The organism is Mesorhizobium sp. M0060, from assembly GCF_040323155.1.
GTDB lineage: Bacteria > Pseudomonadota > Alphaproteobacteria > Rhizobiales > Rhizobiaceae > Mesorhizobium.
Map to the genome: position 1 here is coordinate 153,150 of NZ_JAMYUP010000008.1, position 12,905 is coordinate 166,054.

Annotated in this window: 10 protein-coding genes; 7 read left to right on the top strand and 3 right to left on the bottom strand. The window is 62.0% G+C overall.

The window, feature by feature from the left end:
* Positions 1 to 15: 15 nt before the first annotated feature.
* Positions 16 to 1,218 (bottom strand): ROK family transcriptional regulator, encoded by a 1,203-nt coding sequence (locus NKJ94_RS10930; protein ID WP_352524896.1) that lies wholly within the window; start codon positions 1,216 to 1,218, stop codon positions 16 to 18.
* A gap of 263 nt (positions 1,219 to 1,481) precedes the next feature.
* Between NKJ94_RS10930 and NKJ94_RS10935 the strand changes: the two genes are divergently transcribed.
* From NKJ94_RS10935 to NKJ94_RS10965, 7 genes are all read left to right on the top strand, one after another.
* Positions 1,482 to 2,753: an ABC transporter substrate-binding protein gene (locus tag NKJ94_RS10935; RefSeq protein WP_352524897.1), complete on the top strand. Its 1,272-nt coding sequence runs from the start codon at positions 1,482 to 1,484 to the stop codon at positions 2,751 to 2,753.
* 71 nt (positions 2,754 to 2,824) lie between these two features.
* Positions 2,825 to 3,709, top strand: a complete 885-nt coding sequence (locus tag NKJ94_RS10940; RefSeq protein ID WP_352524898.1) for a carbohydrate ABC transporter permease — start codon at positions 2,825 to 2,827, stop codon at positions 3,707 to 3,709.
* Positions 3,709 to 4,560: a carbohydrate ABC transporter permease gene (locus NKJ94_RS10945; protein ID WP_352524899.1), complete on the top strand. Its 852-nt coding sequence runs from the start codon at positions 3,709 to 3,711 to the stop codon at positions 4,558 to 4,560. Before NKJ94_RS10940 ends, NKJ94_RS10945 begins: the two co-directional genes overlap by 1 nt.
* A 57-nt stretch (positions 4,561 to 4,617) precedes the next feature.
* On the top strand, positions 4,618 to 5,757 hold the full coding sequence (locus tag NKJ94_RS10950) for an ABC transporter ATP-binding protein (RefSeq protein WP_352524900.1): 1,140 nt from the start codon (positions 4,618 to 4,620) through the stop codon (positions 5,755 to 5,757).
* 18 nt (positions 5,758 to 5,775) lie between these two features.
* On the top strand, positions 5,776 to 7,917 hold the full coding sequence (locus NKJ94_RS10955) for a beta-galactosidase (RefSeq protein WP_352524901.1): 2,142 nt from the start codon (positions 5,776 to 5,778) through the stop codon (positions 7,915 to 7,917).
* 193 nt (positions 7,918 to 8,110) lie between these two features.
* Positions 8,111 to 9,352 carry an acyl-CoA dehydrogenase family protein gene (locus NKJ94_RS10960; RefSeq protein ID WP_352524973.1) on the top strand — a complete coding sequence of 414 codons (1,242 nt, stop codon included), beginning with the start codon at positions 8,111 to 8,113 and terminating at the stop codon, positions 9,350 to 9,352.
* A 6-nt stretch (positions 9,353 to 9,358) separates the two neighbouring features.
* Positions 9,359 to 10,414: a phosphotransferase family protein gene (locus NKJ94_RS10965; RefSeq protein ID WP_352524903.1), complete on the top strand. Its 1,056-nt coding sequence runs from the start codon at positions 9,359 to 9,361 to the stop codon at positions 10,412 to 10,414.
* A 6-nt stretch (positions 10,415 to 10,420) separates the two neighbouring features.
* Here the strand turns inward: NKJ94_RS10965 and ftsZ are convergent, their stop codons facing one another.
* Positions 10,421 to 11,428: a cell division protein FtsZ gene (ftsZ, locus tag NKJ94_RS10970; RefSeq protein ID WP_352524904.1), complete on the bottom strand. Its 1,008-nt coding sequence runs from the start codon at positions 11,426 to 11,428 to the stop codon at positions 10,421 to 10,423.
* A 237-nt stretch (positions 11,429 to 11,665) separates the two neighbouring features.
* Positions 11,666 to 12,784, bottom strand: a complete 1,119-nt coding sequence (locus tag NKJ94_RS10975) for an NAD(P)/FAD-dependent oxidoreductase (protein ID WP_352524905.1) — start codon at positions 12,782 to 12,784, stop codon at positions 11,666 to 11,668.
* Between the last annotated feature and the right edge of the window lie 121 nt (positions 12,785 to 12,905).

Sequence of the window (12,905 nt, forward strand, 5' to 3'; positions counted from 1 at the left end):
GCCCAGTTCATCGCTCTATGCTGACCATAGAGCCTGCTTTGAAAGCGGCGCGGCGTTGCCGGCCGATGTTTCGAAATCAAAGAGCTTCTGCGTCACGAGTGCAGCCGCTCCTCTTGCCCAGGAATTGTCCTCCCAGTCCAGCAGCATTGGCGGCGCTTGGCGAAAGGTGTTTTTTCCGAGCGTCACCCGCATCGGGCCAAACAGCGCATCGCCAAACGACACCGCTTCACCGCCGACGACAATGACCTCCGGGTCGGTGATGTTGACAAGATTAGCGAGATGCCGGCCGATCCCATGTCCGGCTTCTTCGAGAATGGCGACGGCTCGCGGTTCGCGGCTTGCCAAGGCTGCCATAAGGGTGGCTTTGCTATCCGCTTCGCCGTGCCCGGTGGCTTCGCGCCAGGTGCGCAGGATCGCCGGCTCGGCGTAATAGGCCATCAGGCAGCCGCGTTTTCCGCACTCGCAAAGGCGGCCGTTTTCCTCATAGGAGGTGTGGCCGAACTTGCCGGCGGCACCGTTCGCGCCGCGATAGAGTTTGCCTTCGAACACGAGCGCGCAGCCTATCCCGACGCCGATCGCCAGCACCGCCATGTTGCGGTGCTGGCGTCCGAGGCCGAAGAGTTGCTGGGCAATGGCATAGGCGTTGGTGTCGTCCTCAAGCCACACGGGGACGTCCACTCGTTCGGCCAGCATCGGGCCAAGGGGGACGTTGTCCCAGTTGTAGCGATTGCTGCGGACACACACGGCCTTCTGGTTGTCTATGACGCCAGGCATTGAAACGCCGATCCCGGCAAGCTTGGCGCCGGGCCGATCGACAATCGAAATCAGCTCCGGCACCGCCTTGGCCAAGGTCTTTATGATATGGTCTGGATCGCTGTCCGAGAGCTTGACGCGCATGGAGCCCAGCGGATTGGTCGCAAGATCGGTGACCACGCATTCGACCGACCCGACCATCAGCTTGAAGCCTATGGCGAGGCCGTTGGCATAGTTGATATCCACCGGGATAGGGCGGCGCCCGGCCGAGCCCACGACTGTCTTGCCCTCGATCAACAGGCCTTCCTCGATGAGGTCCGCCACGACGAAGGTAACGGCCGCCGGACTGAGGCCGGTAACGGACGCTATGTCGGCCCGGCTGCGCGCACCCTCCTGCCGCAAGAGATTGAGGATCAGTCTGCGGTTCATCGCCCGGGTCGTGCTCGGGTCACCCTTGAGCTTCACAAATTTGCTTTCTTAATTTTGTAAATTAATTATTGCCTCTCGATCAAACATATGCATAACTTTGCCCAACTGTTCAACACCCGAACCGGGGTCAGCGAAATTAATCCGGTTCATACCCCGGCAACGTCATCGCGCTCTGAAGGAGCGGGCAAGCATGTTGTCTTGCCCGGGAGATGAGTTGTCGGGTTCGCAAAGCGCCGTTGAGGAGAACGACCGCGCCTGCCGGAGTGCCGGCCGAGAATTGACAAAAGGGAGGAGTGACAATGACGTTCAAGTGGATTGAAAAGCCGTCGACGCGGCGCAATTTCCTGAAGGGAGCCGGCGGCATTTCTGCCGCAGCGCTTGCGGACTTCCCGATGCCGGCACTCAGCCAGTCGAGCGAAGTCACCATCATTTCAGACGAAAACAATGCCGATGCGCTGCAGATTCTGCGGCGCATCGCGGCCGATTTCGAGAAGCAGTCCGGCACTAAGGTTGTGATCAACAACATGGATCACGAGGCCCACAAGACCGCGATCCGCAACTACCTTGTGGCCGGCGCGCCGGATGTCTGCTTCTGGTTCTCCGGAAACCGCATGCGTGCCTTCGTCAACCGCGGCCTGTTCGACGACATTTCGGATCTGTTCGAGAAGGAAAAGTACAAGGACGTGCTGGGTGCTACCACCGGTGCCGTCACGGTCGACGGCAAGCAGTATGGACTGCCGACCGGCGGCACGATGTGGGGCATGTTCTATCGCAAGGACGTCTTTGCCGAGCACGGACTTACGGTACCGGCGACCTGGGACGAATTCCTGGCTTACGGCCAGAAGTCCAAGGCCGCAGGCCTAATCCCCGTCAGCATCGGCACCAAGGAACTCTGGCCGGCGGCCGGATGGTTCGACCAGATGAACCTGCGTATCAATGGTCTCGACAAGCACTTTGCCTTGATGAACGGCAAGATGGCCTATACCGACCCGGCGCTGAAGCCTGTTTTCGACCACTGGGAAGAGCTGATCAAGCAGGGTTTCTTCACGCCGGATCAAACGTCGTTCGGCTGGCAGGAGGCCGGCGCCTTCCTCGCCCAGAAGAAGGCCGGCATGATGAACCTCGGCGCCTTCGTGAAGGCTACTTTCCCTGAGCAGGATCTCGAGCAGCTGACATTCGCCCCTTTCCCGAAAATTGACGGCGCCCTCGACCGCTACGAAGAATTCTCGGTCAATTCGGTCCACATCCCGGCCAACGCCAAGAACAAGGCGGGTGCCCGCGAGTTCCTCGCCTTCTTCTACCAGCCGGAAAATTTCGGCCTCTATCTGGAACCTGGCGGCAACGTTCCGCCGCGCAACGACCTTCCAGCCAGCAAGGACCCGCTGGTCAACGCGGCTGTGGAAAGCCTGAAGACGGTGGCCGGCACGTCGCAATATTACGACCGCGATACCGATCCCGACATGGCCCAGGCGGGTCTGGTCGGTTTCCAGGAATTCATGGCCAAGCCGGAGCGCCGGGATGCCATTCTTCAGCGTCTCGAGGGAACTCGTCGCCGGATCTTCAAGATCTAGCGCTCCCAGCGGAGGGGAGCGGGGTTCGTGCCCCCGCTCCCCGATGCTTCCGGTGAATGAGGTCTCCCAAAATGACGAAGCTTTGGCGCCGCCATCGCTGGTGGCTGACACCGACACTTCTGATACTGCCAGCCGCTGTGCTGTTTTCCGTCGTCATTCTGGCCTCTGCGGTCGAGAGCCTATGGATCAGTCTGCACGAATGGGACGGCTTCAGCCCGATGGTCTGGATCGGCCTTGGCAACTACCGCGAATTGTTCGCCGATCCACAGTTCTATGTTTCGCTGAAGAACAATCTGATCTGGTTGGTGATGTTCATGCTGGCGCCGCCGCTCGGCCTCGCCATCGCGCTGCTCGTCAACCAGAAAATCCGCGGCATGCGCCTCCTCAAATCGCTGTTCTTCATTCCGTTGGTGCTGGCTTCGGTTGCCGTCGGCGTTGTCTTCACCTGGGTCTATACGCCGGAATTCGGGCTTCTCGCCCTGATCTTCCGTACCTTCGGCGCGACCGCCCCGGCAGTGCTGTCGGATGAAAATTTCGTCACCTTCGCCGTCGTGATCGCAGCGTTATGGCCGCAGATCGCCTTCTGCATGGTGCTCTATCTCGCCGGCCTCAACAATCTCAGCGAAGACCTGATCGGCGCCGGGCGGGTCGACGGCGCCAGGGGCTGGAACATGCTGCGCCACATCGTGTTGCCGCAGCTGACGCAGGTCACCTTTATCGCCATCGCCGTCACCGTCGTCGGCGCACTGCGTTCCTTCGACATGGTCTCGGTGATGACCAGCGGCGGCCCCTTCGGTTCGTCCGAGGTGCTTGCCTACCAGATGTTCGAGCAATCGATCTTTTCCTACCGCTTCGGCTATGGCGCGGCCATTGCCTCGGTGCTGTTCGTGATCATGGCAGCCTTCATCGCCTGGTACCTGACGCGGATGATCCGTGCCGATGAAAGGGGCGGCTGATGTTTCCTCGCCCGATTCCCGAAACTGCTATTTGGCAGCGTCGCCTCTATGTCGTGCTGGTGATCGGCATCCTGATTGTCTGGTTGGCACCGCTTTTTGCCATCATTCTCACCTCGTTCCGCTCTACGCAGGATGTCATGGGCGGCAATCTGTGGGGCTGGCCGACGCAATTCGGCCTGGTCGACAACTATACAGCGGTCTTCACCCAGACGCCGATGGCCCGCTACTTCCTTAACAGCCTGACCATCACCATCCCCTCGGTGATCGGCGTTCTCATCTTGAGCACGCTCGCCGGCTTCGTGCTCGCCCGCTACCGATTTCGCGGCAACATGCTCGTCTTCGCCCTGTTCGTCGGCGGAAACTTCCTGCCGCACCAGATCATGATGATCCCGGTTCGCGATCTCATGGTGCGGCTCAATCTCTATGACACGATGGCGGCCCTGATCATCTTCCACATCGCCTTCCAGACCGGGTTTGCGACACTGTTCATGCGCAACTTCATTGCTGCCCTGCCGGGAGAACTGTTTCAGGCCGCCAGGGCGGAAGGTGCGACACCGTTTCAGACATTAGTACATGTCGTGGTCCCGCTGGTGCGGCCGGCTCTCGCGGCGCTGGCCATCCTGCTCTTCACCTTCATCTGGAACGATTATTTCTGGGCGGTGGTGCTCACCATCAGCGATACCGTCAAGCCGGTCACCGCCGGCCTCGCCAATCTGCGCGGCGAATGGGTCTCGGCCTGGAACCTGATCTCGGCTGGAACCATCGTCGTGGCTTTGCCACCGGTCGTCATGTTCTTCCTCATGCAGAAGCACTTCATCACCGGCCTCACCATGGGAGCGGTCAAGGGATGAACAGCCATGGCTTTAGGGCATCGCCCGATCTGAAACCGATTTCGCAAGCAGGGCTCCATGACCAGTCTTGAACTCCGGCAGATACAAAAGAACTATGGAACCTATCACGCGCTGCGCCGCATCGATCTCAGTGTCGAACAGGGCGAGTTCATCGTCACCGTCGGGCCCTCCGGCTGTGGCAAGTCAACGCTGTTGAAGATCATTGCCGGGCTTGAAACCGTCTCGTCCGGTGAAATTCTCATCAACGGCCGCGATGTCACCTGCACCGAGCCGGGTGAGCGCGGCATTGCCATGGTCTTCCAGTCCTATGCGCTTTATCCGCATATGACGGTCGCCGAGAACATGGGTTTCGGGCTGCGCATGGCGCATCGCCCCAAGGCCGAGATCGACGCCGCCGTGCTGCGAGCCGCCAAGATCCTTCGCATCACCGACCAACTCGACAAGCGGCCGAAACAGCTTTCCGGCGGCCAGCGTCAGCGTGTCGCCATCGGCCGCGCCATCACCCGCTCGCCCGACGTGTTCCTGTTCGACGAACCACTTTCCAATCTCGACGCCGCGCTGCGCACGCAGATGCGCGTCGAGCTTTCCGATCTTCACGCCAGGCTCGGCGCCACCATGGTCTATGTCACGCACGATCAGACCGAGGCGATGACAATGGCGAGCCGTATCGTCGTGCTCAATCGCGGCTCGGTCGAGCAGGTGGGCGCTCCGCTCGAACTCTACCGCAATCCGGCCAATCTTTTCGTCGCGGGCTTCCTCGGCGCACCCCGGATGAATTTTTTCGAAGTGACCGTCGCCGCTGTCTCCAGCGGCGGCGCCACGCTGTCGACCGCCGGTCTCTCTCCCTTGACTGTCGAACTGACGGAAGCGGCATCCGTACAAGTCGGCGACAGGGTGACGATGGGGATCCGGCCGGAGAGCATCAGTTTGGTCACGAAAGAGACAGCGAGCTTTGCAGGACGGGTGCGGCTGGTCGAGCATCTCGGCCGCGAGACCATCCTCTATGCCGACGCCGGCCCGCTGCAATGCGTCAGTTCCGAAAGCGGCAGCGGCAACGTCACCGTCCAGATCGGCCATGCGAGCGCCGTCTCTGCCGATGCGAGCGTCGGCTTCAAGGTCGAGCCGCGTGACGTCTATCTCTTTTCCTCTGTCGATGAGCGGGCCATCAGCGCCCGCAAACCCACCATCGCCGACTGATCTGCAGGAGCATCCTTCGTGAACAAGACTTCAAACGGCCGCCCCCTATCGGTCTGGCGCACGATCCAGACCGACCGTTTTCTGGTCGGCGTGCCGCATTACCCCGAGCATGTGGACGAGAGTTACTGGGACAATGACGCCAGGCGCATGGCCGAGGCCGGCTTCAACGTCGCCCGCCTCGGCGAATTCGCCTGGCACATTTTCGAACCGCGTGAAGGCACCTTCGATTTCGACCTGTTCGACCGGGCAATCGAGGGCCTCGCGCGTCACGGCGTCAAGACGATCTTGTGCACGCCGACCGCCACCCCGCCGCGCTGGCTGACCGCAAAGCACCCGGAAATCCTGCGACTTGATGGAAATGGCCGGTCGATGAGCCACGGCTCGCGCCAGTATGCCGACACCAGCAGCCCGGTGTTTCGCGACTATAGCCGCAAGATCACCAAGGCGATGGCGGACCACTACCGCGACAATGCAAATGTCATTGGCTGGCAGACCGACAACGAACTCAACACCAGCATGCCGGAATCCTATTCGCCGTCGGCATTGAAGGAATTCCAGGCTTATCTGCGAGAAACTTACAAGACGATAGAAAGGCTGAACTTCGTCTGGGGTGGCGACTTCTGGGCAACGGCTTACGGCGATTTCAGCGAAATTGTCTTCCCGCTGGAATTCTCACCGTCCTTTCCGGGTCCCGGTCACCTCCAGGACTACCACCGTTTTCTCGCCTTCTCGACGGCACGGTTCCAGCACGACCAGGTCGAGATCCTGAGAGCCGCGAATGCCGGTTGGTTCATCTTCCACAATCTTGGCGGATTGCGCGACATCGACTTTCGCGGCCAATTCTCCACCGATCTCGACTTCGTCGGCTACGACATCTATCCGTTCCTCTATGACGAGTTCTTTCGCCTCGGCAATCACGCCAAGATCCAGGCGCTGCATCTCGACATCTGCCGGGGATTTTCCGGCAACTACATAGTGCCGGAACAACAGTCGGGTTTTGGCGCCCAGCCGGGCTTCTGCACGCTGACGCCGGAGCCGGGCGAAATGCGACGCATGGCGATGTCGTCGGTTGCGCGTGGCGCCGATGGCATCATGTTCTTCCGCTGGCGTCCCGCGCATTTCGGCGCCGAGATATACTGGATGGGCATCATCGACCACGATGATGTCGCTCGCCAGCGCTATGACGAAGCCAGGCAGTTCGCCACCGAGATGACGGCGCTGAAAGACAAGATCCTGGGCACCTATGTGCGGATGGATGTCGGCATCGCCGGCTCGGACTTCGATAATCAGGAAGCCCACAAGACCTTCCCCATCGGCCTGCCGAGTCCGCAGGACGACGCAACCTTACTGCATCAGTATTGCTATGACCGCGGCATCGCCTGCGGCTTCATCCACCCGGAAGACGATCTGTCGAAGCTCAGGGTGTTCTACGTGCCGCACTGGGTGATCTGGAAGGACCGCTGGACCGAGCGGCTGCAAGTCTTTGCCGAAAATGGTGGCACCGTCATCATCGGCGCGCGCACCGGAACCCGCGACGAAAACAACCACGTCATCCGCGAAACGGCGCCAGGTCGGTCGTTGTCGAAGCTGACCGGCGTTCGCGTCGAGGATTTCGGACGTTTGGCGGCACCTGGGGCCAACGGCCTGTTCAACACCATGTCGCGCTCCGGGGGGCTCGTCATTCCCCCCGACAGACCGGCCGAATCCAGCCGCCGTATCCGTCGTTTTTCCGTCGGCAATCACGAGTTCGATGCCGGTTATTTCTATGAGAACCTCGCAGTCGAACCGGATGTCGAAATTATCGGGGTTTGGTCGAACCGCTACGCGGAGGGAATGCCTGCAATTACCTCCCGCGCGGTCGGCAAGGGCCGTGTGCTCTATGTCGGCACCTACTTGACTCCGGAACTGACAGCTCAGCTCGCGACCCGCACTTTCGCGGACGCGAATGTGGAGCCTCTGGTTCCGGATCTGCCGGACGGCGTCGAGGTCACGATGCGCGAGAATGACGAGCGCCGGCTGCTGTTCGTGCAAAACATCAAGGACACGCCGGTTGCGGTAACTGGCGTTCCCGCGGGCGGCAACCTGCTCGACGGCGAAAGGCCTGTCTCCGGAGTGCTGACGCTGGACGGCTATGGTTGCGCTATCATCGAATTGATCTGAGCATTGTCGCGGACGTAGCAATTCGACCGGCATCGGCAGCACGCCGGCCGGGATCGATCCATATCGAACCGGGCGCTTTGGACCGCGCTAGACACGGTTCGACGCGCTGCTGTTGCTCGCATCCGATGCCGGCGGCTACACTGCTGGTTTGACCATCGGAGCCGATGGCCCCCGTTTCATCCTTGTGAGCGCCATGAATTTCGACATTCCCGTCCGCACCGAGGCCTTTCGCAGCCGGATCGCCGACTTCATCGAGCGCGAAATCCTGCCGCTCGAAGCAGACAAGGCTTCCTATGATGGCCATGGCAACATCGCGCTGCCGCTGCTCGAAACGCTGCGGGGCAAGGCGAAAGCGGCCGGCCTGTGGTGCCTGCAGCTGAAAGCCGAGACCGGCGGGGCCGGGCTTTCCAAGATGGATATGGCCGTCTGCTACGAAGAGATGAACCGCTCGATCTTCGGTCCGGTCGTGTTCAATTCCGCGGCCCCCGACGACGGCAACATGATGGTGCTGGAAAGGCTGGGGACGCCGGAGCAGAAACAAAGATGGCTGAAGCCGATCGTCGAGGGCAAGGTGCGCTCGGCATTCGCAATGACGGAACCGCATCCGGGCGGCGGCTCGGATCCGTCGATGATCGTGACCAGAGCCGAGCGGCGCGGCGACAAATATGTCGTCAAAGGCCGCAAATGGTTCATCACCGGGGCGGAAGAGGCGAGCCATTTCATCCTCGTTGCGCGCACCTCGGACGATCCGCGTCGCGGGCTTTCGGCCTTGCTGTTTCACAAGGACCAGCCGGGCTGGCGGATCCTGCGGCGTATCGAGATCATGGGACCGGAAGAACATGGCGGCCATTGCGAGCTGGAATTCGACGGCCTGGAAGTCCCGGTCGAGGACGTGCTTGCCGGCGAAGGCAGCGGCCTCAGGGTTACCCAAGTCCGGCTCGGTCCGGCGCGGCTCACCCATTGCATGCGTTGGCTCGGACTTGCCAAGCGCTGTATCGAGATCGCGCGCGCCTATGCCGCCGAGCGCACCGGTTTCGGGCAGCTTCTGGCCGACAGGGAGAGCATCCAGCTGATGCTCGGCGACCTTGCCATGCGCATCGAGATCGGCCGCTTGCTGGTGATGAAGGCGGCCTGGGAACTCGATCGCGGCGGCTTTGCCCGCAAGGAGGTTTCGATGGCCAAGATCCAGGTCGCCAATGTGCTGCACGATGCCGCCGACGTGGCGATCCAGATCAATGGCGCCCGCGGCTATTCGAAAGACACGGTGCTTGAATGGATCTACCGCTATGCCCGCCAGGCTCGCCTGGTCGACGGCGCCGACGAGGTCCACAAGATGGTACTCAACCGCTTCCTCAACGAGGAAGGTGCAGGCTTCTGGCGCTGGCATGTCGAAGCCGGCACGCAAGACGAAACAGGTCGCGGCGAGAACGGCTGAGCCGGCATGAGAACGGATTTCGATCCAACGCGCCTGGAGGATTTTCTGAGAGCGCATTTTGGCGATGGTCAGATGGCGCTTGAGCGGATCGTCGGCGGCCAATCCAACCCGACCTACTTCGTCGACTACGGCGGCCGCCGCATGGTGCTGCGCAAGAAACCTTCGGGACCGATCCTGCGCGGCGCTCATGCCATCGATCGCGAATACCGGGTGATCGAAGCGCTAGCGGCGACAGACGTGCCGGTGCCGCGGCCGGTGCTCTTTCATGACGGCGACGAGCCGCTCGGCACGCCGTTCTATCTGATGCAGCGGCTCGACGGCAGGGTGTTCCACGATGGCGCGTTGCCGGGACTGGCGCGGGACGAGCGGCGCGGCATCTATTTCGGCATGGCCGAGGCGCTGGCAAAACTGCACGCCGTCCGGCCGGAAGAGATCGGGCTGGGCGACTATGGCCGTCCCGGGAACTATTTTGAACGGCAGATCGCGCGCTGGACCAGGCAGTTGCGGGAATCGCCGAGCGACCGCATCGCCGCGCTCGAAGCCGTAGCCGAATGGCTGCCGCGAAATCTTCCCCCAGACGACGGCCGCGTCTCGATCGCGCATGGCGACTTCCGTCTCGGCAATCTCATCTTTCATCCCGAGCGGCCCGAGGTAATCGGCATACTCGACTGGGAATTGTCGACGCTCGGCCATCCGCTTGCCGATCTCGGCTTCTGCTCGATGCCCTGGCACTCCTCAGCAGATGAATATGGCGGCATCCTCGGTCTCGATCAGGCAGCGCTCGGGATTCCGACACAGCGCGAATTCCTCGATCACTACTTCGCCCACGCCGTTCCCACGGCGCCGCTGCAGCGCTTCCATCTGGTGTTTGCCATGTTCCGCTTTGCCGTGATTTTCGTCGGCATTGCCGACCGGGTGCTGGCCGGCAGCGCGGTTGCGACCAATGCGGCAGATGTGGCGCCTCTCGCCCGCCGTTTTGCTGCACGCGCCATGGAAGTCATCGACGGCGCGCGGCCGTGGTGGCGCGAGGCTGGCAATCAGCCGAGCGAGTTGCAGCGATAACGCGGTTTAGTTCATGCGAACTTCCGGTTCCGCGAGCAGTGGAATCTCTAGGCCACGCCGCAAGCCGGTCGCCACGACCGACACCCTGAATTTTCCGGCGAGTGCCTTGTCGAAGATGGCGCCGACGATGATGTCGGCATCGCTGTCGACCTCCTCGCGGATGCGGGTAGCCGCCTCGTCGACCTCGAACAGCGTCATGTCCATGCCGCCCGATATCGAGACAAGGACGCCCTTGGCGCCCATCATCGAAGCTTCGTCGAGCAGCGGGTTGGCGATTGCCGCTTCCGCCGCCTTCTTGGCGCGGCCTTCTCCGGCGGCCTCGCCGGTCCCCATCATGGCGCGGCCCATGTCGCGCATCACCGACTTTACATCGGCGAAGTCGAGATTGATCAGGCCTTCCTTGACGATCAGATCGGTGATGCAGCCGACACCCGCATAGAGGACCCGGTCGGCCATGGCGAAGGCGTCGGCGAACGTGGTTCTGGCGTCGGCGATCCTGAACAGGTTCTGGTTGGGAATGACGATGACGGTATCGGCGCTTTCGCGCAGGCGCTCGATGCCCTCATCGGCAGCGTACATGCGGCGCCTGCCTTCGAAGACGAATGGCTTGGTGACAACGGCGACAGTCAGTATTCCGGCGGCCCGCGCTGCCTGCGCTATGACCGGCGCGGCACCTGTTCCGGTTCCACCTCCCATGCCGGCGGTCACGAAGCACATATGCGTTCCAGCAAGGTGGTCCATGATCTCGTCGATGGATTCCACGGCCGCGGCACGGCCGACCTCGGGCAGGGAGCCGGCGCCCAGACCTTCGGTGATATGAGCGCCCAACTGGATCAGCCTCGTTGCCTTCGACATGGCAAGGGCCTGGGCATCGGTGTTGGCGACGATGAACTCCGCGCCCTGCAGGCCTTCGGCGATCATGTTGTTGACGGCGTTGCCGCCGCCGCCGCCGACCCCAACGACGGTGATCTTGGGCCTCATCTCCGAGATTACCGGCTTCGTCGCGGTGTTCATTGCCGTTCTCCCTGGATACGCCGAGTGGTCGCTGGAAGCTTGTCCCGGGCGCACTGCGAAAACTTTGAACCGGGCAGTGCGAATCAGGACAGCCCAGAATGCAGGGAATCAGAGCGCGGAGCGGGCTGCAAGTGCGCGATGTGCCTCATAGGCGACTTGCGCCTGAAAGTTCACGCAATGCGTCTTGATACTCGTTAATGCAGATCGTTGCCGTATGGCGCGTGTCGCCGGCACGCGCTACAACTTCGGCGCGAGGCGCTGCGCGACATGATCGGCAATCGCCAGGCAGGAGGTCAGGCCGGGGCTTTCGATGCCGAACAAATTGACCAGGCTATCCACGCCGTGCACCGCCACGTCCTGAATGACGAAGTCGGCATTGGCTTCGCCCGGACCGGACAGCTTTGGCCGGATACCGCTATAGGCGGGCTGCAGGCTGTCATCGGCCAGATCCGGCCAGTATTTGCGGATCTCGCTATAGAACCGCTCGCCACGAGCTGGATCGACGCGATAGTCGAGTTGATCGGTCCATTCGACGTCCGGCCCGAAGCGGGTGACGCCATCGAGGTCGAGCGTCAGATGAACACCGAGCCCGCCGGGTTCGGGCACCGGATAGACCAACCGCGAAAAAGGCGCCTGGCCAGCCACGGAAAAATAGTTGCCCTTGGCGTAACGCAGCCTTGGCACGAATTGCTGATCTAGCCCTTCAAGCGAGCGGGCAAGTGCGGTGGCGCCAAGCCCGGCGGCATTGACGAAGCGCGTGGTGGCGATCTCGAAGCGCTCGCCGCCGGTAGCGTCCACCGTGTCGAGCACGACGCGGCCCGCTTCGATGCGTCCGGAGGCGACGCGGGTGTTGAGGCTGAGTCCCGCCCCGTGCGCTTCGGCATCAGCCAGCAAGGCGAGCATCAGAGCGTGGCTGTCGATGATCCCGGTGGCGGGCGACAGCAGCGCCGCCGTGCACTTAAGGCTGGGCTCCAGCGCATGCGCCTCGGCTTCGCGCAAGCGCACCAGGTCGCCGGCGCCGCAAGCGCGTGCATTGGCCCGGATTGAGGCGAGCACCGGCTCCTGTTCGGCATTCGTGGCGACGATGAGCTTGCCGCAGCGCGAATGCGGAATCGCCCGCTCGTCGCAGTAGCGATAGAGCTTTTCCCGGCCGGCCACGCAGAACCGGGTCTTCAGCGATCCAACTGGATAGTGGATGCCGGCATGGATGACCTCGGAATTGCGCGAACTCGTTCCGGTGCCGATGGCGCTCTCGGCTTCCAGGACCAGCGTGTCGATGCCGCGCTGCGCCATCTCTCGCGCGATCGCCAGGCCAACAACGCCGGCGCCGGCGACAATGCAGTCGACATGGTCCACGGTTAGGTCAAGCCGAAGTTCTGCATGCGTCCATCCATCCGCTGGCCCTGTCGAAAGCGCTTGACACTATACCGTTCGAGAAAGATGCATCAAACGGCATAACGCACGGGGACCTGCTGAG